Annotated in this window: 16 protein-coding genes and 3 pseudogenes; 13 read left to right on the plus strand and 6 right to left on the minus strand. The window is 70.5% G+C overall.

Going from position 1 to position 21,427, the window contains the following annotated elements; genetic code table 11:
* Window positions 1-87 precede the first annotated feature (87 nt).
* The 3 genes from LRS74_RS00190 (at window position 88) to LRS74_RS00200 (ending at window position 3,853) form a co-directional block, all read left to right on the plus strand.
* Window positions 88-741 carry a TnsA-like heteromeric transposase endonuclease subunit gene (locus LRS74_RS00190; protein ID WP_277744546.1) on the plus strand — a complete coding sequence of 218 codons (654 nt, stop codon included), beginning with the start codon at window positions 88-90 and terminating at the stop codon, window positions 739-741.
* A 542-nt stretch (window positions 742-1,283) separates the two neighbouring features.
* Window positions 1,284-2,834: a Mu transposase C-terminal domain-containing protein gene (locus LRS74_RS00195; protein WP_277744547.1), complete on the plus strand. Its 1,551-nt coding sequence runs from the start codon at window positions 1,284-1,286 to the stop codon at window positions 2,832-2,834.
* A complete protein-coding gene (locus LRS74_RS00200; RefSeq protein ID WP_277738996.1) occupies window positions 2,831-3,853 on the plus strand; it encodes a TniB family NTP-binding protein in 1,023 nt (340 codons plus the stop codon). Before LRS74_RS00195 ends, LRS74_RS00200 begins: the two co-directional genes overlap by 4 nt.
* Here LRS74_RS00200 and LRS74_RS00205 read toward each other — a convergent pair whose 3' ends face one another.
* Window positions 3,854-4,165: a hypothetical protein gene (locus LRS74_RS00205; protein ID WP_277738997.1), complete on the minus strand. Its 312-nt coding sequence runs from the start codon at window positions 4,163-4,165 to the stop codon at window positions 3,854-3,856.
* A 108-nt stretch (window positions 4,166-4,273) separates the two neighbouring features.
* Between LRS74_RS00205 and LRS74_RS00210 the strand changes: the two genes are divergently transcribed.
* Window positions 4,274-5,104, plus strand: coding sequence for a TniQ family protein (locus tag LRS74_RS00210; RefSeq protein ID WP_277738998.1), 831 nt, complete (start codon window positions 4,274-4,276; stop codon window positions 5,102-5,104).
* A gap of 121 nt (window positions 5,105-5,225) precedes the next feature.
* A complete protein-coding gene (locus LRS74_RS00215) occupies window positions 5,226-5,414 on the plus strand; it encodes a hypothetical protein (RefSeq protein ID WP_277738999.1) in 189 nt (62 codons plus the stop codon).
* A gap of 280 nt (window positions 5,415-5,694) precedes the next feature.
* Here the strand turns inward: LRS74_RS00215 and LRS74_RS00220 are convergent.
* Window positions 5,695-7,121, minus strand: a pseudogene (locus tag LRS74_RS00220) (dienelactone hydrolase family protein).
* 1,296 nt (window positions 7,122-8,417) lie between these two features.
* Here LRS74_RS00220 and LRS74_RS00225 point away from each other — a divergent pair.
* Complete coding sequence (locus LRS74_RS00225; protein WP_277739000.1) at window positions 8,418-9,290, plus strand: PhzF family phenazine biosynthesis isomerase; 873 nt, start codon at window positions 8,418-8,420, stop codon at window positions 9,288-9,290.
* A gap of 30 nt (window positions 9,291-9,320) precedes the next feature.
* Here LRS74_RS00225 and LRS74_RS00230 read toward each other — a convergent pair.
* Both LRS74_RS00230 and LRS74_RS00235 read right to left on the minus strand, forming a co-directional pair.
* Window positions 9,321-10,436, minus strand: a pseudogene (locus tag LRS74_RS00230) (RNA repair domain-containing protein); the annotation flags it as partial.
* 335 nt (window positions 10,437-10,771) lie between these two features.
* Entirely contained in the window at window positions 10,772-12,664 is a 1,893-nt protein-coding gene (locus LRS74_RS00235; protein ID WP_277739001.1) for an FtsX-like permease family protein, read from the minus strand.
* A 133-nt stretch (window positions 12,665-12,797) separates the two neighbouring features.
* On the opposite strand from LRS74_RS00235, the gene LRS74_RS00240 reads away from it, so the two are divergent.
* From LRS74_RS00240 to LRS74_RS00270, 7 genes and pseudogenes are all read left to right on the plus strand, one after another.
* The gene (locus tag LRS74_RS00240) at window positions 12,798-14,084 is read left to right on the plus strand and encodes a sensor histidine kinase (protein ID WP_277739002.1); all 1,287 of its coding nucleotides are present in this window, start codon (window positions 12,798-12,800) and stop codon (window positions 14,082-14,084) included.
* Complete coding sequence (locus LRS74_RS00245) at window positions 14,051-14,716, plus strand: response regulator transcription factor (protein WP_277739003.1); 666 nt, start codon at window positions 14,051-14,053, stop codon at window positions 14,714-14,716. Before LRS74_RS00240 ends, LRS74_RS00245 begins: the two co-directional genes overlap by 34 nt.
* A gap of 1,466 nt (window positions 14,717-16,182) precedes the next feature.
* Window positions 16,183-16,917 carry a dienelactone hydrolase family protein gene (locus LRS74_RS00250; protein ID WP_277739004.1) on the plus strand — a complete coding sequence of 245 codons (735 nt, stop codon included), beginning with the start codon at window positions 16,183-16,185 and terminating at the stop codon, window positions 16,915-16,917.
* A gap of 151 nt (window positions 16,918-17,068) precedes the next feature.
* Window positions 17,069-17,940 (plus strand): IS5 family transposase gene (locus tag LRS74_RS00255; protein WP_277738995.1). Its coding sequence is split into 2 segments (ribosomal slippage): window positions 17,069-17,429 and window positions 17,429-17,940, totalling 873 coding nucleotides; the frame shifts between segments, so codons are not numbered across the junction.
* A 57-nt stretch (window positions 17,941-17,997) separates the two neighbouring features.
* Window positions 17,998-18,165: pseudogene (locus tag LRS74_RS00260) on the plus strand (helix-turn-helix domain-containing protein); the annotation flags it as partial.
* Window positions 18,166-18,334: 169 nt separating this feature from the next.
* Window positions 18,335-18,520, plus strand: a complete 186-nt coding sequence (locus LRS74_RS00265) for a winged helix-turn-helix domain-containing protein (protein WP_277739005.1) — start codon at window positions 18,335-18,337, stop codon at window positions 18,518-18,520.
* Between the two features lie 171 nt (window positions 18,521-18,691).
* Window positions 18,692-18,976, plus strand: a complete 285-nt coding sequence (locus LRS74_RS00270; protein ID WP_277739006.1) for a hypothetical protein — start codon at window positions 18,692-18,694, stop codon at window positions 18,974-18,976.
* Between the two features lie 383 nt (window positions 18,977-19,359).
* On the opposite strand, the gene tgmC is transcribed toward LRS74_RS00270, so the two are convergent.
* Together tgmC and tgmB are read right to left on the minus strand one after the other, a co-directional pair.
* On the minus strand, window positions 19,360-20,493 hold the full coding sequence (gene tgmC, locus LRS74_RS00275) for an ATP-grasp peptide maturase system methyltransferase (protein WP_277739007.1): 1,134 nt from the start codon (window positions 20,491-20,493) through the stop codon (window positions 19,360-19,362).
* Window positions 20,490-21,371 (minus strand): ATP-grasp ribosomal peptide maturase, encoded by an 882-nt coding sequence (tgmB, locus tag LRS74_RS00280; protein ID WP_277739008.1) that lies wholly within the window; start codon window positions 21,369-21,371, stop codon window positions 20,490-20,492. The genes tgmC and tgmB overlap by 4 nt, the downstream gene beginning before the upstream one ends.
* Between the last annotated feature and the right edge of the window lie 56 nt (window positions 21,372-21,427).

Raw genomic sequence — 21,427 nt, forward strand, 5'->3', positions numbered from 1 at the left:
CGTGACACCGCCGGAGGCGGATTCACGCTCCGGTTCGGCGGCACTGGAGGCCACGAGCGGGTTGTTCCGTTGGGTCAGTGCCGTGGGCTGGCGTGGGAGGAGGCAGCTCCGGTACGGACGTTCCGCTGGTCGCGCGGACTCGGGCATTTCCCAGGCTGGTGGTGGGCCGCATCGACTGGACGTCATGTGGGGTTCGAGTCGTGGCTGGAACAGGACCGGCTGATCCTGTTGGACTTCGATCCGGATGTCGTGGGGATCGCTTCGCAGCCGTTCTGGCTGCACTGGCACGACGGGAAAGAGAAGCGGCGCCACGCCCCGGACTACTTCGTACGGCTCGCCGACGGCCGTGCTCGCGTGGTCGATGTCCGTGCCGAGGACCAGGTCGACGAGCGGACAGCTGAGGCGTTCGCAGCCACCGAGCGGGCCTGTTCGGCGGTCGGCTGGGAGTTCAGGCACGTCGGTGTCCCGGACCCTGCGCTGATGGCAAATCTGCGGTGGCTTGCCCGCTATCGGCATCCGCGCTGCGCCGGCAGACGTGAGATCGCAGCCCGGCTACAGGAGACCTTCGCAGCACCGACGCCGTTGCTGACGGGAGCCGAGGACGTCGGGGACCGGCTGGCGGTGTTGCCCGCGCTGTTTCATCTGATGTGGAGGCAGGAATTGGTGGCCGATCTCGCGCATGAGCGACTGGGCCCCACCACACTGGTGAGGGCCGCTGGCTCAGCGGGGGGCTCGTCGTGAACGCGGGGCGTCGGCCGCGGCGGCCTGTGGGGGTGTCGATCGGTGATCGAGTGCGAGTGGCCGGGGTTCTGCACACGGTGATCGCGGTGTCCGGCACGACCGTGCGTCTGGCGGACACGGATGGTGCGGTCACCGATATCGGCCTGATCGAGTTGTCGGCGGCCGACGATTTCGAGGTGGTACGCGCGTCGTCGCGGACACCGGTTCCGCCGGCGACGCCGTTGGAGGGGCTGCCGGAGGCAGTGGCGGCGGAGGCGTTGTGGTGGGAACAGCACATCGTGGAGGTGATGCGCGGGGTTCCGCCGCAGGCGCCTGCCGGCACGAGGCCGAAGCCGGAGTACGACCCGGCAGTGGTGTCGCTGACCCGCCGCGAGCAGGCCAAGGCAGCGGAACTGACTGCTGCGGGGCGGCCGGTGACGCCAAGCGCGATCGCCAAGCGACGCCGCCGCTATGAGGCCCACGGAGTGGTCGGGATGGCCGACCACCGGTCCGCCAAGCCCGTCAGCGCGCACGGCCGGGTGGACCCGCTGGTGGTGGAGGCGATGCAGAAGGCGATCGCCGAGGCCGCCCGGGATTCCACCCGGACGGCGACCTACCTGTTCTGGAGGACCGGTCAGATCCTCGACGAGGATCACGGCCGGGGCTCGGTGGAGCTGCCGTCCCAGCGCAGTCTCTACCGGCTGCTGGAGAAACTGTCGGCGGGCAAGCACACCACCGGATCGGCCCGCACCCGCCGGTCGCTGGCGGACCGTCCCCACGGGCCGTTCGGCGAAAGAAGTGCGACGGCACCGGGCGAGCTCATGCAGATGGACTCCACCCCGCTGGACGTGCTGGTCCGCCTGGACGACGGGGTCCCCGCCCGAGTGGACCTGACCGGCATGATCGATGTCGCGACCAGAAGCCTCACCGCGGCGGTGCTGCGGCCGACAACCAAGTCCGTGGACGCCAGCGTGTTGCTGGCCCGCACCGTCACTCCCGAGCCGATGAGGCCCGGCTGGGCCCAGGCGCTGGCGATGTCACGCTCGGCGTTACCGTTCAGGCGGCTGCTGGACATTGACGCTCGAATGGAGCACGCCGCCGCCCGGCCAGTCATCGTCCCCGAGACCATCGTGGTCGACCAGGGGAAGGTGTTCATCTCCCGCAACTTCCGGGCCTCCTGCAACTTTTTGGGCATCAACTTCCAGCCAGTTCACGACGCCTCGGGCTGGGAGAAGGGCCATATCGAGCGGATGCTGGGGTCCGTCGGAACTCTGTTCGCCCAGTTCCTGGCCGGATACACCGGCTTCAACGCCGAACGCCGCGGCCGGCACGTCGAACAACAGCCGCTCTGGCCCTTGCTGGAGCTGCAGGAACTCCTGGACGAGTGGATCGTGGTCTGGCAGAGCCGGCCCCACGACGGACTGCGCGATCCCCTTCACCCCGGGCGGATGTTCAGCCCGAACGAGAAGTACGCCGCTCTCGTCGAGACGGCCGGCTATGTCCCGGTCGCGTTGTCGGCTGATGACTACATCGAGCTGCTGCCCGCGACCTGGCGGGCGATCAACGCCTACGGCGTGAAGATCAAGCACCGGACTTACGACGACCAGGCCCTCAACCCGCTGCGGCAGCAGCGGTCAGGCGTCAAGGACCGCAAGGATCTCTGGGAGATCCACTACGACCCCTACGACGTGTCCCGCATCTGGGTCCGTGACCACTGGAACGGCGGCTGGATCACCCTTTTCTGGAAACAACTGCACCGCGTTGCCGCCCCGTTCGGCGAACTGGCCTGGGACCACACCCGCCGCACCCTGCCCGGAGCGAGTGAGGAGCAACTCGCCGATGCCGTCGCCGACCTGCTGCGACGCGCCCATCAGGGATCCGCTGACCGTGGTGACCCAGGCACCAGGGCCAGGCTCAGCCGCCGGGACCGGCGCGTCGCAGCCCGCACCAAATCCAGTCCGCCCTCCACCCCAATCGCGCCCGAGGCTCCCCCTGCCGACCGCGTTGCTGACGGGGAAGCGGGCCAGGCCGACGACGCTCCCGAGGAGAACATCGCCAAGGTGATACCGATGCCGATCTTCGACCCGTTCACCGAAGCGGACAAGCGGTGGTGAGCCAGGAGCCAGGGCAGGGTGGGAATCCCACAGATGGGTACGGGCATCTGCAGCTGACCACCCTGCCGGGCTGGCGCGGGTTCGCCACCGAGATACCCGCAATGCCGGAGCTGCTGCCCGAGGCGATCTGGTCGGGTCTCGCGGACGACAAACGAGCCTGCTACGACGATGACCGCATCGACCACCACTCACGGTTGCTGGTGGTCCAGACTCCCACGATCCGCCAGGTCATCACCTCGGGCCGCCGCCTGATCCAAATGAACAAGAACGCCCACTACGGACGATGCGGCCTGATGGTCTCAGGCCCTGCCAGAACCGGCAAAACCACCGCGCTGACCCAGCTCGGCAAGACCGTCGAGGTGATCCACCGAAGGCGTCACCCGAACTCCTCCAGCGACATCCCGGTCATCTACATCACCGTCCCACCCGCCGCCACCCCCAAGATGATCGCGATGGAGTTCGCTCGGTTCTTCGACCTGCCGATCTCCACCAGGAGCAACATCACCGACATCGCCGACGCGGTCTGCGGCGTCAGTACGGACGCCCACGTGACCCTCGTCGCGGTCGACGAACTCCACAACCTCAACACCGCCACACGCGCCGGCGCCGAAGCCTCCGACACCCTGAAGTACTTCTCCGAACGCATCCCGGCCACCTTCGTCTATGCCGGAATCAGCCTGGAACGCACCGGACTGCTCTCCGGCCCTCGCGGAGAACAGATCGCCGGCCGGTTCGGCATGGTCCGCACCGGACCGTTCGGCCAGGACCAGCAGTGGACCGCGCTGATCGCAGCCCTGGAGGACAGCCTGAGGCTCCACCGCCACCGGCCCGGTGCCCTCACCCGACTCGACCGCTACCTGCACCAGCGCACCCACGGGATGATCGGAAGCCTGCTCTGGCTAATCCGCGGCGCCGCCATCAATGCCGTCCTGGACGGCACCGAGAAGATCACCAAGAAGAGCCTCGACACCGTCGACGCCGACTTCACTTCCCAATCCCCACGGCCACCCGCCACGTGATCAATACCCATGCTGCCCCGAGAACGAGCCGAGAGGATCCTCACCCTGCACGCGGCCGGATGGCCGGTGCAGGCCATCGCCGACCACATCGGCCACAGCCACCAAACCGTCCGCGACTACATCAACGGCCGGAGAACGCCAGGGACTCGGGCCCCACGGCCAAGCCTGCTCGCCGAACCCCTCGCCAGCTACTGCCGTCAGCGGCTCGCCGAAGATCCGCACCTGCGGACCAGCGTTCTGTTCAAAGAAGTAGCCGACCTCGGCTTCCAGGGAAGCCGAGCAACCTTCTATCGCGAACTGAAGCGCCGACACCGCCTGCTGGTCCCGGCGGACCGCCAGGAAACCAACTCGCAGGAGGAGCCTCCCCGGGCCCCATCCGGGATGTCCCGCACACTCACTCGCAGGCACGAGCGGACACCGGTGCTGCCACAGCGAGTCCCTCCGATCGCAGGAGAAACCCTCAACTCCTACCTGGCCCGCATCGCCCAGGCCAACCACCTCACCGCCATCGAGGTACTGGCAGTACTGCCCACCTGGTTCTCCACGAAGACCAACAACATCGACGACCGAGCCCAGCACCACATGCTCGCCCCCGCAGCCACCCACGCCCTGCACGAACTCGCTCACCTCACCAGCACCACTCCCGTCGGCCTGGCTCGCGCACTCCCCGCCTTCGGCACCGACGAAAGCCCCGTCCGGGCCACGACCGCCTGCCACCGGTGCACTGCCCGCCTCGGCATCCACCAGCCCGTCCCCGTCCACCTCCCGATTCACCACAAGGTCTGCACACGGCACGGAATCTGGCTCAGCGATCTCGGAGAACCCCACCTCGACCTCTCCATATGCCTCGAGATCACCACCGCCCAACACCGGGCGAACCGCCTCCTCCGCCGCTTCACACCCCAGCAGCTCACCCTCGCCCACCAGAGCGCGGTCGAAGCCGTCCCATCCTGGCCGGCCTCCCCAGCCACCGTCCCGCACCACTGGAGATACCGGCTCCTCGCACTGCAGACCCACAATCACCAACGCGGCGTCCCGACCGACCTCGACGCCTACACGCACGCAGCGATCTACCCCGACGCCCTCGAACTCGCCGCATCAGTGCTCGCCAAGCATCCTCACGATCCAGCAAGATCCACTGGCGAGAGCTCTCCGCATCTCCGAACGACGGCACCCACGGTTCACGGCCACTTCGCCACTCAAGATTCCTCGTCGCAGGTCAGAGCGACCGCGTCAAGGACGACTCGGTGACACAGGACATCTGCGGCAGCCCCTGGCGGACTACTTCAAGCAGAACTTCTGGGTTGCCGGCAGTGGCACCAACAGCCCCCGTTACTTGCGCTGGACCGCCGAAGTGATGGGAACCGACCGGATGCTGTACTCCACCGACTACCCCTTCACCTTCGGCTTCCGCCCCGGCGGCTTCCCCTACGTCGACACCAGCAACGGCGAAGCCCGCTCCTTCCTGGAGAACTCGCCCTTCACCGACGAGCAGAAGGCCGACATCGGCCACCGCAACTGGGAACGCCTCACCGCCCGCGCCAAGCGCCTGACGGTCTGAAGCGCCACCTACAGTGGCCAGCCGGAGCACCACCGCGCGCTCTGGCCGGCCCTCACGGCCCCACCGAGGCGGACCTCGGCCCACGCCGGATCCGGGGCGAACGCGGTCGTCACCATCCCCGCCTGGCGGCTTCCTGCGCTCTGGGGCAGGCCCCCGCCTGTCGTCAAACGATCGAATGACGACAGATCGCGCTCTGGTCTGCGGCGGGGGCGGCACCGCGGACCGCACTCCGGCAGGGGAAGGGGAACGGCCGTGCCGTCGGCTGCCGCCGCCCAGCTGATCAGCGGTTGTTGCTCGGGCGGTAGACGCTGAGGTCACCGTAGGCCGACAGAACTCCGGCCAGGTCACCGGGTTTGTGCCGCAGGGTGGTGTCCAGGAAGGCGAGAGTGGTTGCGGCGACGACGCGGGGCTCTCGGTGCGGCCCAGGGAGCCGACTATCGAGGGCACCGGCGGCAGGTACAGGGGGCCGTCCATGAAGGTGAGGTGTGCGGCGCGGGGGATGGTGAGCCGGTAGCTCGTCGCGGTGCTGAGCTCGAGGGCCTCGGTGAGGCGGGGTATGTACTGCGGGTCGGCTGCGGGGGTGATGGCCTGGGTGAGCGCGAGCGTCGGCTGGTGGAGGGAGGGGGAGGTGGGGCCGTGGGGGTAGCCGTCCAGATCGATGACGGCGTCGAACCGATGGTCCTGCCGGGCTGCCTGCAGGGCGGCGGCACCACCCATGGAGTGGCCGGTGACCGCGACCCGGCCAGTGTCCAGGCGTCCGGTCAGCGGGCCGGCGATGTCACCTCGGCCCAGACGGCCCAGCTGAGCGAGGACGAAGCTGAGGTCGGCGGCCCGAACAGCCGTCCAGTCGGCCGCCAGCTTGTTGTCCTTGTCCCGGTCGCCGGTGGAGGTGGTCTTGGTGTGAATCGTTCGGCCGTCGGTGAGGACGACGGCGGCGGAGTCGTACGGGTGGTCGAGGGCGGCGACCACATAGCCGTTGCTGGCCAGTTCCTCCGCCCAGGCGGTGTTCTGGGTGCGCACTCCGCCCGATCCCGGAGAGAACAGAACGACCGGGAACCGTCCACCCCTGTCGGCCACCGGGGCGTTGAAGACCGAATGACTGTGGGCACGTGGGACGCCGTCGAACAGGAAGCCAGGCACGCCGACCACGCGGGCGAGGGCATCGGAAACGGTGCGCGCCTCGTGCTCCGTGCGGCCGAGGTACTGGGCCCGCTGCGCGCCTGCGGGGCTCTTCTGCGCGGGATACCAGAGCTGGACCACGACCGTGCGCCGGTCGTGCGGATCGGCGGTGAAGGTCTCGGAGCGGCGTGGGTCGGTCCACTGCACCACGCGGGTGCCGACCGCGAAACGGCCCGAGGGCTCGGGGAACACCGGTATGGGAAAGGCCCAAGCGGCCACCGGGCCCGTGGCGATCAGGCCGACGCAGGCCACCGACCCGGGCAGGGCCAGCCACCATCGGGCCCGCCACGCCGGCCGGCCGGTTCGTCGTCGCAGCAGAGGCACGACGGCGAACGGCAACGCGACGGCAGCGCCTGCCAGTACTGGCAGCATCTGCCAGCGGATCCCCACCACGCTCAGCACGATCGCGGACAGCACGAAAACCGATCCCGCCGCGATCGTGACGCGTGGGCGGACGGCAGGCGGAAGCCAGCGCGCCACCACCAGCGCGACGGCGCCCAGCAAGACAAGGACTTCCAGAAGGGACATTTACAGTCCCATGATGATCTCGGTCACCCGGCCATGCTCGGCGCCGGGTCCGCGCCGCCACATCGCCCTTGGGTCGCCATCGTGTACGACCGGAGTCGCAGTCCGAGGCACGCCCATGTGAGCGGCCTTGCGACCGTGGGGGGTGGCCGGGCTCCTCCTGCGGCCGTACTTCCGTACGATTCCTGCAGACGGTGGACTCATACGTTTCCGCTGGATCGCGGCCTACCGTGACAGGGCCGCGGTACGTGCGGGCAGCGCGGGTCTTACGCTCCCGTACCCGACCCGGCTCCAGCTCTGTACGCGGTGGCGGCCCCGGCTGGGGCCACTATGACGCTGAATCGACAGGGACGTGTGTCGCCCGCATCCTCGTGCCCGTCTTCCTCCAGCCCGGCGAGGCCCCCACCGACATGGTCGCCTCCGCCAGCTTCCGCCCCTTGTGGCCGTGCTCCAGGGCCTGCGCTCGCACTGATCCGCATCGCGGGAAGCCGCTGGGCTGTCGGGGAATGCTTCCAGACTGCGAAGCCTCGCCGAGATCCGACGCCTGATCACCCGCCTCACAAACCGCCGGCCGACACCGGTCGACCACATCCCGCACTGGTCGACCTGGCGACGACGACGCCAGCACCAAGCCCGCAACAGCCACTACAAACGACGCGGACACAGCCCCTGAAAACTACCCAGCAATCAGAACGAACACCGTTGTAGTACCAACCCACGCCTCCCCCGCAGTGCTGACCGCCCGCCGCTCGAAGAGGCGGTGACAGGCACTCATCCACCCTTGCACGGATACCGTGCAGCCACACCGGAAGGGTCACCACCCACCATGACCACCCAGCCCCCGGCCAGACCCCCCGAGCCCACACCGGAACCGGAGCAGCGGCGCTCTCTGTCGATCGGGCACAGGCCTTGCAACGCATCGATCCTCGGTGGAACGCTCCCTGGCCGGTCTCCCGGCGACGGACGTATCACCGCGCCCTGGTACACGTTCGGCAGCATGGTCCCGTCAACGCTCGGCAGGATGTCCTGGCACCGGTCTCGCCTTGGGCGAGTGGCTCCATGAGCAGTGTTCCCGGTTCGACGAACTCCACATAGGCCGGCAGCGTCTGCTTGCGGATCTCGGGATCCGGCCCGCGCACGCCCGCTCGGCACGCACCCGCCGCAGGAACCTTGCTCAGGCTTTCCAGGGTTCGGCTTCGTCGGGGTCGCAAAGGAGCGGTGGCGCCGGCCAGTTGGTGGAGAGTGCGGTGTTGGTACGGTACTTCCTGTGATCCGCACCGACCGACGTCCCGGCCGCTGATGGGTGGAGGCGATCTGCGCGCGGCGATCGTCCGCGCGTGCCTCCGCGGGGGCAGCGGCGGCAGCCCCACCGCGGTGCTGGACGATGCTCCGTTGAGCGACGGAGAGTGCCGTCGGGTGCCGGTGCTGCTGGGCACGTCGCACGCCGTCTTCGTCTCCGTGAACGCATCTCACCCCGGCGGCGGTCCCGGCGTTTCCCTTCGCTTCTTCACCGCCGAGGGGGAACTGCCCGCGTGCGGCCATGGGACGGTCGCCGCCCTGGCCTTCCTGGCCGGGCGCGCCGGGGGCGAGGAGTACCGGGCCACCCTCCGTGCGTCGGGGCGTACCTTCGCCGGCTGGTCCGTACGGGAGGGGGCGCAGGTCCACGCCCGGTTCGAGGCCGGCCCCGTCGATCTGCGCGAGCCCACGGGGACCGAGTGCGACCTCGTCCTGCCCGCACTCGGTGTCACCCCGGACACGCTCGCTCCAGGCATCCGCGTCGCCTCGGTGGGGCGGTTGCGGCTGCTGGTCCCCTTGAGTTCGCCCGCCACTCTAGCCGCGCTCGCCCCGGACCTCGAACGACTCCGTGCCGCCTGTGACCGCCTCGGCTTCCTGGGTTGCTACGTCTACTCCGTACCGACGTCCACGGGCCGCGTCGCGGCCCGGATGTTCGCCCCGTCGATCGGCGTCCCGGAGGACATCGCCAACGCCAACAGCACCGCCTGTCTCGCCGCGCACCTGGCCGGTCGGGGCTTCACCGACATCGCCGTCGACATGGGCGACGCGCTCGGCAGCCCCTCCACGATCACCGCCACCGCACGGTGGAGCCCGTCAGGCCCGCTGGTGCGGCTGGGCGGCGCCGCGGAGGTCACCCGGGTCGTCCGCCTGCCGTAGGCGCCCCGCAGGCCGGTGCCCGCCGAGGCTCAGATCCACTTCCACACCGTAGTGGTCCGACGGGTACAGCCCCTCCGGCGTGGGCGCGTTCCCCCGCAGCGCCGCCCGGGTCGCGCGGCACCCGTCCGTGCCGTCCGCACCCGCACGCAGCAGCACCCGGTCCAGCCGCGCGGCCCGGCCCGAGGGCGCGGAGGCCGCGGCCAGCGGGTTGACGCGGGGGTCGAGCGTCGGCGTCCGGTCGCGCGGTCCGTGCACCTCGGTCCAGGCGTCCCACAGTCCGAGCGCTGCGGCCGGCCCGGCCGCGCCGTCGCCACCGACGTTGAAGTCACCGAGCAGGATCAGATCACCCTCGACACCGGCCAACCCCTCGGCGAGCTGGGTCAGTTCGGCCAGCCGCCGGTCCGGCCCGTCGTCGGAGCGGTCGCCGGTCAGGAGCGTGGTGGCCACCACGAGCGGGCCGGTGAGGGTGTCCACGGCGATGGCGACCACGGCCCTGTGCGGGTTGAGCAGGTGCCACCCCGCCTCCCGCACGGGCAGCCGGCTGAGCAACAACAGCCCGCTGTCGGCGATGTCCCGGCCGACCGGGTCGGTGCTCAGGGTGTAGCCGACGCGTACCCACCGGGTCCGCAACACCATGGCGAGCAACTCGGGCTCCACGTCCTGGAGCGCGATGACGTCGACGTCGGCGTCGTCCAGGATCGTCAGCAGGAGCCGGCGGCGCCGGGCGAGGTCGATGCGCGCGCCGTCGTACCGGTCCCCCAGCGTGTCCCACGTCAGCACGCGCAGACCGGCGGCCGGTGACGCCGCCCCGGCCGCGCGGTCGGCAGGACCCCACCCTGCCGCCGCGTCCCATGCGTAGGGCGTCCTGGCCGCGAAGAACGGCGCTCGCAGGCGGCGCGTGTCCCGCACCCGCCCGGCGTCCGACGCGTCGATGCGGTCCGTACCCGTGGTGCGGTCCCACACCACCTCACCGTCCGCTTCGATGAAGAGCACGCGGTGCCACGGGATCTCGCCTCCGGGCACGAAGTCGGGCAGCGGGATCCGCACGGGTTCGGCCCGGCGCTCGGCGATCCCCAGCGCGAACCGGGTGGGATCGAACCGTGGGTCCCAGCAGACCCGGTGGTAGATCTCCTCGCTGGTGCGCATCACACCTCCTCCTCGCCCCGGCAAGGGTCCGCCCCGCCAGGCGCCGGCCGGGCCCGGCCGCACCGGACCCCTGTGACACCACCGGGGGCAGCCTCGGCCGGCTTCGACCGCCGGCGTGCCGGGCCCCTTTCCACAGTGCCACGCCAGATGGCGATCTCCGCCGCCTTCACGGGTGTCATCCATCGCCCCTGGCCCCTCCCCCGAACTCCGCCGTCCGTCGCCCGCACTCGTTCATGCAGCCGCCAGGCGATCGCACACCGTGACCGGACCTCTCCACGACGGCGTGATCATCCACCGCCCCGGGCCGCTCCCCCCGCACACCCGTGCCCTGTGACCTAACGCGCTGCCGCCGCCACCGGGCGGCGGCGCAGCGCCCACGCGGCGGCCAGTGCCGCGGAGGGTGCCGCGATCAGCACACACGCCCCTGTCACCAGGCCGAGCGGGCGCCAGGGCACGACCAGTGGCGCACCCGCCCCGAGCAGCGCCAAACCGGCGTGCATGGTCCCCAGTTGGACGGCGGCCACGGCGCAGCCCAGCGCCGACCCGACCGCCACCACCAGCACCGACTCGGTGGTCACCAGCCGTATCACCTGAGCCCGGGTGGCGCCGGCCAGGCGCAGCAGGGCCAGTTCACGGCGCCGGTCGGCGGTCGCCATCACCAGGGTGTTGGCGAGCGCGATGCCGGTGTAGGTCAGGGCGAGGCCCAGGACGAGGACGGTCCGCAGCCAGGCGACCCGGCTCGCGGCGGGGGCGGTGGCGGCCAGCCACTCCTCCCGGGTGGCGACCGTGACGCCGAACCGGTGTGCGGCGGCGCGGAGCAGGTCGGGGGTGGTGGCGTCGGCCGTGGCGGTGAGTCTGATCTCGATGCGGTCGACGCGAGCGCCCGGGGCGTTGCGGGCGGTGACGTACAGCCCGTTGTCCCCCAGACCGTCGCGCAGGACGGCGGCCACCCGCAGGGTCGCCCGGCTGCCGTCCGCGCGCACCACCCGTACCGGGGCGCCGATGGTGGTCTGACCCCACTCCTCGGGCAGCACGATGCCGTCGTCGTCCAGTGCGGACACCGAGCCCTTGAGCACGGGCAGTCGGGCGGTGGTCGCCAGGGTGGCCGGATCGGCCGTCCGGGCCTCTGACCTGACCACGGTGCCGTCCGATTCGACCAGCGAGAGCTCGGTGGGGGCGGAGGGGGAGACGGTGACGCCCGGGACGGCACGCAGCGCGGCGGCGAGGGCATCGGGGGAGGCGGTGTGCGGTACGACGACGAAGTCGGCGGCGGTCCGCGAGCGGGCCTCGGCCGTGCGGGCGGCGCTCACCGTGTCCAGGGCCCCGGCCAGCGAGCCCGTCAGCGCCACCGACACCAGCACGGGCGCGGCGACGGCGCCCGTGCGGCGCAGCGCCGTCGAGGCGTTCTCCCGCACCAGCCGGCCGGCGTACGAGGTCCAGCGGGCCGGCAGCCAGGTGAAGGCGCGCAGCAGCGGGCGTGCCAGGACCGGGGCGAGCAGGCCGCACGCGGAGATCAGCACCATCGGCTGCACGGTGTACGTCTTGCGGTGGAGCAGGTCGGCGGGGTCGGTGACCAGGGCGTTGCCGGTCAGGGCGGCGGCGGTGAGGAGCAGCCCCAGGCCCCAGAACCAGCGGCCGGCGGTCATCACCCCGGTGTCGAGGTCCGCGGTGCGCAGCGCGTCCAGCGGCCCGAGCCGGCCGGCGCGCCGGGCGGCCACCGCGACCCCGGCCAGGGCCACCAGCAGGCCCGTCCAGAACGCGGCGTGCAGGGGCCAGCTCCGCTGCCCGAGGGTGAGGTCGGGCGGTGCCATGCCGACGTCCGCGAGCCAGCGCACCATCCCGGGGGCCGCGAGCCGGCCCAGTACGCAGCCGACGGCGGAGGCCACGACGCCGAGGACGAGGGCCTCGGCGAGGACGGTGCGTCGCACCTGGGCGCGGGTGGCGCCGGCCAGGCGCAGCAGGCCGAGCTCGCGCCGCCGCTGGGCCACCGCGTACGAGAAGGTGGAGGCGACGACGAACGCCGACACGAAGGCGCTCACCCCGCCCGCCGTGCCGAGCGCCGCCACCAGCGACACCACGGCCTCGTCGCTGGGCAGCGCCATGGCGGTGGCCAGCCCGAGCAGCATGACCGTCATCATCGCGACGCCGAGCGCGAGGGCGGTGAACGCTCCGATGAGCGAGACCCAGCGGGCCCGGAGGGACTTCAGTGCAATCGGCAACATCCTCATGCCGCAAGCCAACCGGTCGCGGGTGGGGTGGATCAGTGGGGCGGGGGCCACTGTGGAAGGTAGGGCCCGCTCTACCGTGCGCGGCGTGGGGCGGTGCCTAGGGTGGGCTCGGAAGATCGGGAGAGGGGGGCGGATGGGCGAGAACGGCGTCTGGCAAGAGATGAAGCGCCCGGGTTTCGTGCGGTCGGCGACACCGTGGCGGGCGGCCGGGTACCTGCTTCTGAGCGGGGCGGCCGGGGTGTTGCTCTGCGTGGGCTTGCTGGTGGCGGTCCTTGTTGCCGGGGTGCTGGCGGTGGTGCTGGTGGGGCTGCCGCTGTTGGCGGGGCTGGCCCTGGTGGGGGTGCCGTACGCGGCGTGGGAGCGGCGGCTGTTGCGGCTGCTGGACGGCGCGCCGGCGGCGGATCCGCATCGGCTGCCGACCCGTCCCGGGCTGTCGGCCTGGCTGCGGCTGCGCTACCGGGAGCAGGCGACCTGGCGGGAGTTGGGCTTCACCGTGCTGGCGGCGTTCGTGCTGTGGCCGGTGGACCTGGTCGTGGCGGGCTGTGCGCTGGTGGTGCCGGTGTACCTGCTGGCGGCCCTGCCCCTGCTGCTGGCCGACGGCGAGCAGGTGAACGTCCTGAAGCTGTGGGAGGTCCATTCGCCGTTCGTCGCGGGTGTGTTGGGGATCGCCGGCCTGCTGGCGTCGGCGCTGTTCGCCTATCCGCTGACGGCGGTGGCGGCGGGCCGGGCCGCGCTGGTGCGGCTGATGCTGTCGCCGGGAGGGCAGGAGCGGCGGATCGGTGAGCTGGTCAGCTCCCGGGCCAGGCTGGTGGACGCCTTCGAGGCGGAGCGCCGCCGGATCGAGCGCGATCTGCACGACGGCGCCCAACAGCGGCTGGTGGCCCTTTCGATGACGCTGGGGCTGGCCCGGTTGGACGCTCCGCCGGGCAGTGCGCTGGCCGCCCAGCTGGCCGCCGCGCACCGGGAGGCGGGCGAAGCGCTCTCCGGGCTGAGAGAACTGATCAACGGCATCCACCCCCAGGTGCTCACGGACCGCGGCCTGCCGGACGCCTGCGCGGATGCCGCCGACCGCTCGCCCGTACCCGTCGAGGTCCGCTTCGACCTGCCCGGACGACTGCCCCCGGCGGTCGAGTCGGCCGGCTACTTCGCGGTGTCCGAGGCGCTGGCCAACATCGCCAAGCACAGCGGTGCCGAGGCCGCCCGGATCGAGGGGCGCTACGCTGACGGACTGTTGACGATCGACGTGTCGGACGACGGGGGCGGCGGCGCCGACCCGGCAGGCGGTACCGGGCTCACCGGGCTGGCCGACCGGGTCTCGGTGGTGGACGGTTCGCTGACGGTGAGCAGCCCGCCCGGCGGACCGACCCTGCTGTGCGTGGAGATCCCTTGCACCCCACTGAACCCGACCCGCTCCGCGTAGTCCTGGCCGAGGACGGTGTGCTGCTGCGCGAGGGGCTGATCGGTCTGCTCGCCCGCTTCGGCCACCGGGTGGTGGCCGCGGTGGGTGATGCCGAGGCCCTGCACGCCGCCGTCGCCGAGCACGGGCCGGACATCGTGATCACCGATGTGCGGATGCCGCCGGGCCAGACCGACGAGGGGCTACGCGCCGCCGTCGCCCTGCGCCAGCAGCGGCCGGGGCTGCCGGTACTGGTCCTCAGCCAGTACGTCCAACACTCCTACGCAGCCGACCTGTTGGACTCCGGGAGCGGCTCGGCCGTCGGCTATCTCCTCAAAGACCGGATCGGCCAGGTCGAGGACTTCCTCTCGGCGGTCGACACGGTGGCGACCGGCGGCACCGTGGTCGACCCGGAGGTCGTGCGCCAGTTGCTGCGCCGACGCCGCGACCCGCTGGAGCGGCTGACCCCACGCGAGCGCGAGGTGCTGGCGCTCATGGCCGAAGGCCGATCCAACACGGCGATCTGCCGCGAGCTGGTGGTGTCGGACGCCGCGGTGAGCAAGCACATCGGCAACATCCTGATGAAGCTGGACCTGCCCCCGGCCGAGGAGACCCACCGCCGCGTGCTGGCGGTGCTGGAGTTCCTACGGGCCTGAGCGGGACCGACAACGCCCTCCTCGTCCGATGCCGGCAAGGCCCTCCCCGTCCGATGAACGTCGCTGTCGGGAAGCAGACCAGACCCATCACCACGACCTCCCGGCTGGCCGGTGGCGGGTGTTCGGCGCACGGCTGGGCGCGCTGGACCGCTCGCCCGCTGCGGTGCGGCGGGCGCGGGTTTACGAGGCCTGGCACCTGGGCGCGATCCGCCTTGAGCGGCAGCGGCTGGCCAAGGCGGACGCGGTCCGCAGCAGACGGGCGCTGTGCAGGAGACTGGCACCGCTGCGGGCGGTGTCGTCCAGCAGGACCGTCCGCCGGCCTTCCAGGTCGGCGCCCTCGATCTGCTGCCACCTGCCGTGTTCCTTGTGCGCTGGGCACAGGAAGGCAGCGGGTAGACCGGTGTGTGTCGAGCAGTTGGACTCTTCCGATACCCCAGAAGCCCGCGCAGCAGGCTCAGAGGGCGCGGCCGCCGCCGACGACGAGCACGTAGGTGACTGACCAGCCGCCCCACGTCGCGGAGCCGGCCCGGAAGGTCGCCAGCGTGCTGGAGGAGCCGCAGCCGGCCACGGCGTGACGGCGAGGGCCGCAGCGTCATTGGGACGGTGCGGCCCTCGAGCCGGGCCCCGGGCACGTCATGGGGGCCGCCGTGGCGGTGGCCCAGGCGGCGGCTTCGGTGTCGGTCATGAGCAGTACCTGTGTGGGGCGGGCGGTGGAACCCTGCACGACGTGGACGCGGCAGGGGTGCGTGTTGTCCTTCGGGGCGGTGCCGATGTGCGGGGTACAGCGGCTCAGGACCATGATCGATCTCGGCTCGCGACGGGCGGGCCGGGTCAACAGGATCATCAGACGAGCCCTTCTGAGCATGTGTCACGGTCAAGAGCTCAGGCCCCTGGCCCAGGACACACCAGCCCGGCAGCCTTCCGTGTCGATGGGGCTCCAAACACCGGCGGCATGCGGCTGCCCTCCAACGACCTTTTGCCGGCATCGCATGGGCAGCCCGCCGGTTCATTCACCCAAAGTGACGCACGGCGTCAAACGGGCGGCAAGGGCCAGTGGTGCGCCATCACCCGAACAGCCCAGCGCGATACGTCGACGCCGCGCGCTCTTCCCCGGGCACGCATGGATCAGGCACAGGCAATTTCACAGCGCTACAGGTCCGTTCGCCGTGGCGATACGAGGGAAGGGCCTCCTCATTTCCGCAAGCGCGGAGCGTGACGGCCGTTGCCCCCTGCTCCTCCACATGGTCATGTCGTCACACCGGATGATCAGAGCTGTGGACTATGCTGTGGGGATGACTACCGGGACGGCATTGCGCCACACACGGATTGGTGACCCGGTGCTCTTCTGAGCGCCGTACGGGCCAGTGTGGGCCCGCTACTCGATCGAGGATCTTGCGTTGCTGCGCGGGCTCCGCCTCCGTCGTGTTGATCACAGGCTCGACACATCAACCACGACAGGAGAATTCATGCCCACCAAGACGCTGCAGATTCCCACCGCGGACGGCCAGGCCGATGCATTCGCCGCCTTCCCCGACCGCGGCGAGCACCACCCAGGGGTGCTGATGTACGCGGACGGCTTCGGCATCCGGCCCGTGCTGCGGGAGATGGCCCGCGAACTGGCCGGGCACGGGTACTACGTGCTCGTCCCCAACCTCTTCTACCGGCACGGCCCGGCACCGGTGATCGAACTTCCCGAGCACATCGGAGAGGAGGCCCGACCCGCGATCTTCGCCCAGCTGATGCCGCTGATCGAGGCGCACACCACCGAACGTGTTCTGAGCGACGCTGACGCCTACCTCAGGTTCCTCACCACCCAGCCCGAGGTCAGCGCCGGACCGGTCGCGGTGACCGGCTACTGCATAGGCGGCCTCCTGGCGATGCGCACCGCCGCGGCCCACCCCGACCAAGTGGCCGCCATCGCCGCATTCCACGGCCCCGTGGGCGCCGATGGGCCCGAACTCTTCTCCAAGCTCACCGCCCACGTCCACCTTGGCCACGCCGAAGGCGACATCACACGCGAGGCCCTCAGCGAGCTCAACCAAGCCCTGGATACCGCAGGTGTCAACTACACCTCCGAGATCTACCCCGGCACCATCCACGGCTTCACCATGTCCGACACCGACGCTTTCAGCGCCTCCGGGCTGAAGCGCCACTGGGACCACCTGCTCCCTCTCTTGGACCGCACCCTGGGCAACAGCTGAGGCTCCAGCTCCGAATCAAACCTGACGTACACGGCTCTGCGCCCGCTGGCCAATGCCGCCTGGAGTCGCGCCCGCATCGAGAACGACCGGTGGCCCACCGTAGCCACAGGGCCGCCCCGGCTACTGAGGTTTTCGGCCTAGGCAGTTTCGTTTGGATCAGCCGGTCGTTGGTCTGGGTGTGCCGTTGACTGACGCGCAGTGGGCGCGGATCGAGCCGTTGCTCCCGGACCGGACGCCGAGGCGCGGTGGTCGGTGGCGGGACCATCGGGAGGTGATCGACGCGATCGCCTTCAAGTTCCAGACCGGAACCCAGTGGGTGCACCTTCCGGAGAAGTACGGCAACTGGCGAGGCGTCTACAACCGGCTGCGTATGTGGGCCGTCGACGGCACCTGGGAGCGAGTGTTCACCGCTCTCATAGCCCAGGCCGACGCGGACGAGGACCTGAACTGGGCCGTCTCTGTGGACTCCACGATCGTGCGAGCACACCAGCACGCTGCCGGGGCCCGCAAAAGGGGGCCCCGGCTGGAGAACCGGCCGACCACGCCATCGGCCGGTCCCGCGGCGGGCTGACCACGAAGATCCACCTCGCGGCCGACGGCGACTGCCGGCCCCTGGCCTTCGTCCTCACGGCCGGCCAGGCCGGCGATGCACCCGCCTTCGGCGAGGTCATGGCCCGTCTGCGCGTTCCCCGCCGACGTGGACGACCTCGCACCAGGCCGGACGTCGTCCTGGCCGACAAGGCGTACTCCTCACGTGCGATCCGCGAGCATCTACGCCAGCGCGGCATCCGGGCAGTGATCCCCACCCGGGCGGATCAGCGCGGCCACCGGCTGCGTCGCGGCAGACACGGTGGGAGGCCACCCGCTTTCGACCGTGACGCGTACAAGCAGCGCAATACCGTCGAGCGGTGCATCAACCGCCTGAAGCAGTGGCGAGGGATCGCCACCCGCTACGAGAAGACAGCGGTCATCTACCTGGCCGGACTCCACATCGCGGGCATCTTCCTCTGGTCCGCTCGGTGATCCAAACGAAACCGCCTAGGGTGACGGTGATCTCGCTGGTGGGTGTATCCCGGTGTCATGCGGTATCCCGATGGGGGTGGCCTGACCGCGTTGCAGCGGACTCAGCGGGAGCATGTGCGGTTTGAGGTTGCCGAGTTATTCGCGCAAGGGGTTGCGCCGCCGCAGGTCGCGCGACGGCTGCGGGTCTCGCGGAAGTCCGCGTATGCCTGGCACGCGCGCTGGCGGGACGGTGGCACGGAGGCTCTGTGTTCCAAGGGGCCGCCGGGGCCGCCCGGGGCGGCCGTCGCGGATGAAGCCAGGCTGGCGGGCCTGGCTGGCCTGCGAGCTGGAGAAGGGGCCGGCCGCGCATGGCTGGCGGAGGACCAGCGGTGGACGCTGACCCGGGTGGCCACCGATGATCGCGCGGCGCTTCCACGTCCGCTTCAGCCCGGCGCAGACCTGGCGCATCCTGCACCAGATGGGCTTCACCGTGCAGGTCCCGCAGCGGCGAGCCGCCGCTGCGGGACGAGGACGCGGTGGCCACGTGGATCAGGGAGACCTGGCCGCGGGTGGAGAGACGATGAGGGACCAGGACGCATAGCTGTGCTTCGCGGATGAGTCGGGGCAGGTGCTCCGGCCACCGAAAGCACGGACCTGGTCCCCGCGCGGCCACACGCCCTGCGTCACCGTCCGGGCCGGAGGCTCGGGACGTATCTCACTGGCTGGTCTGGTGTGCCGCAGGCCGGGCCGGCGCACCCGGCTCATCTTCCGGATGCTGGTGCACCACGGCCGCAAGGGCGAGCGGAAGGGGTTCCGAGAGAGGGACTTCGCCGCGTTGCTTGACGCAGCTCACCAGCAGCTTGGCGAGCTCATCGTGGACCTCAACCCGGCCGAGGGCGTGTGGGCACACCTGAAGGACAGCCTGGGAAGCCTGGCCTCGTGCAGCCTCGACGAACTCGCCGCACTGGCCCGCACACGCCCGAAACGCATGCATTACAAGCCCAGCCTACTGAACGGATTCATCGCCGAGACCGGACTCATCCCGACCCCGCCATGACGTCACCCCGAACCGAAAACCTCAGTAGCCAAGTCCGGCGCGGAGACGTACGAGGCCCGGATGACCGGAAAGATGAGGAGTCCAGCGACGGCCATGGAATACCTGGGATCCATTGACGAGCGGAAGGAAAGGGCTCGTGAGGTTTTCCGCCCAGCAGGGGTCCTTGCGTGCGCGCCACCCAGGTCGAGGCCGCGGGCCCTTCCGGCAAGGCTCACCGACCGGTACAGCCCTGAGCCGACGCCGGATCGTCCCCCGTCGGCGCGGCGAGGCGGCGCGTCCAACAGCCCTGTGCGCGGCACACGAGTTGCTGCGTGCGGCAAGCGGCACAGGCGCGGGATCACGGGGAGGGGGCGATGCCGTAGTCGGAGAGTCCCACGACGGAGTCAGGCCGGCAGGCGCCAGCTCGGTCCCTTCGGGTCGCCGAGCCACACGGTCTGGTCCCACTCGGTGACGGTCATCCCGAATGCCGTCTGATCAGGCGCGCCCTCCTTCTCCCATAGCGCAAGGGCGTCCTCGACCTGGTCCCACAACTGCAGTGGGCCGTCCTGGTGAACGGTCCAGCCGTCACCATGGGGCTCCGTCCATGCCTGCGAACCGGTCGCCACGTCGATGAGGGCGATGCCTTCTCCAGTTCGCACCAGCTCGGCCGAGGGGGCTGCCAGCTGCGCGACGAACTGGGCCGTCCAGTCGTCCAGCAGTTCCGGGCTGACGCGCGCGTTGCGGATGGTTCCGGGGTGCGGGTAGAAGGTGGGCCGGGGCGGGCGCTCGTGGGGGCGGGCAAGCATGTACGAGACCTTTTCACCGGTGAAGCGTCCGCGGGCGACCCCTTCCTCGTCGAGGACGAGGCGGATCAGGCCGGAGGCGAGCATCCAGCCGCTGATCGTGGTGACGATGCTGCCGCCGTCGCGGAGCTGCCACAGCCATGACGGCGGAATGGTGCGCACCGCGCAGGTCGCGATGACGCTGTCGTAGTCGGCACCGTCCTGGTATCCGCGCAGGCCGTCACCGGTGATGAGGTGGGGAGAGCAGCCGGCGGCTTGGAGCTGCCGTGCGGCGGTCGCGGCCAAGCCCTCGTCGTACTCCACGGAGCACACGGCTTCGTCGCCGAGCCGGTGACACAGGATGGCTGTGGAGTAGCCGGTTCCGGTGCCGATTTCGAGGACCTTGTCTCCCTCGCGGATGTCCGCGAGTTCGAGCATCCGCAGGACGAGGGACGGCAAAGTGCTGGAAGAGGTGGGGCGTCCCGAGAGAGGGCCGAGGGCGCTGCTTGCGCTGATGCCCTCGACCTGAGTCACCCACGTGGTGTTCGAATAAACCCGCCGGAGCCACTCGTCGTCGCCGAGCTGGTCGCGGTGGACGGGTTCCCACTGGGTGCCGTTCGGTCGAAAGACGGTGTCCCCCAGAAAAAGTTCGCGGGGCACGGCCTCGACGGCTGATCGCCAAGCTGGGTCGGTGAGCTGGCCGCCTTGGGCAAGCTCGTCGGCGAGGCCCTGGCGGAGAGAGGTGCTGCTGGTCATCGGCGGTCCCGGTCGGGGTGCTGAAGTTGGTCGGCGATGGCTGTGGTGATCTGGCTGGTGATCGGGGTAGGGAACCATGCGAACTGGCCGTTGGGGTTGCACTCGTAGAAGTGCCACATGCCGGAGGCGTCGAGCCCGAAGTCGAAGGCGCCGTACGTCAGGCCGAACGCCGCGAGGTAGTCGCGTACGCCCTTCGCCACGTCGGGTGGTGTGTTGATCAAGGCGTAGGAGAGGTCGTCGTAGTGCCGGCGCCAGTCCAGGCCGGGAGAGCCGTCGATCCGAACCGCGAACAGGCGGTCGCCGACGGCGGTGAGCCGGATGTCCGCGACCTTGTCGACCCGTTGCTGGAACAGGTGCATCGTCTTGTTGACCCCGGCGTCCAGGTCCTGTGCCGCTACTTCCTCGACCCAGACCGTCAGTCCGCGCCCTTGCGAGTCGGTGTAGTCGCTGTTGTACAGCGGCTTGTAGACAGCCGGCCCGTGCTGGGCCACGAATCGCCGGGCCTCGTCCACGTCGTTCGTCAGGAGCGTTGGCGGAACGCGCAGCCCGCACCGCGCAGCCGCAGCGAGCTGGGCAGGTTTGTACTCGGCGACTCGGTTGCGCCACGGATGGTTCACATAGTGCGCGCCTGGCAGCGCGGCCAGGATGCCGCCGAGCCCGTAGCGGGCCTGGTCTACACACCACAGGGCGTCACGGTCGTCGAGGCCAGTCGGTGCGGCGTAGGGACGTGGCCGCCGCCAGTACACCGAGCGCACCCTGTCCAACGCAGCAACCCGCGTCCCTGTGCGGATCTCGCCGGCAAGGCCGAAGTCGCCGACCTGTGCCCTCACGGTGACTGCGGCCGGAAAGTCCGCCGGGTCGAGCCGGACCACCGGCACTCCCCTGGCTCCAGTGACACCCGCCAGAGCTCCTCCGAGACGCGCACGTCAAGCTC

Origin of the sequence: Streptomyces sp. LX-29 (genome assembly GCF_029541745.1) — a bacterium.
GTDB lineage: Bacteria > Actinomycetota > Actinomycetes > Streptomycetales > Streptomycetaceae > Streptomyces.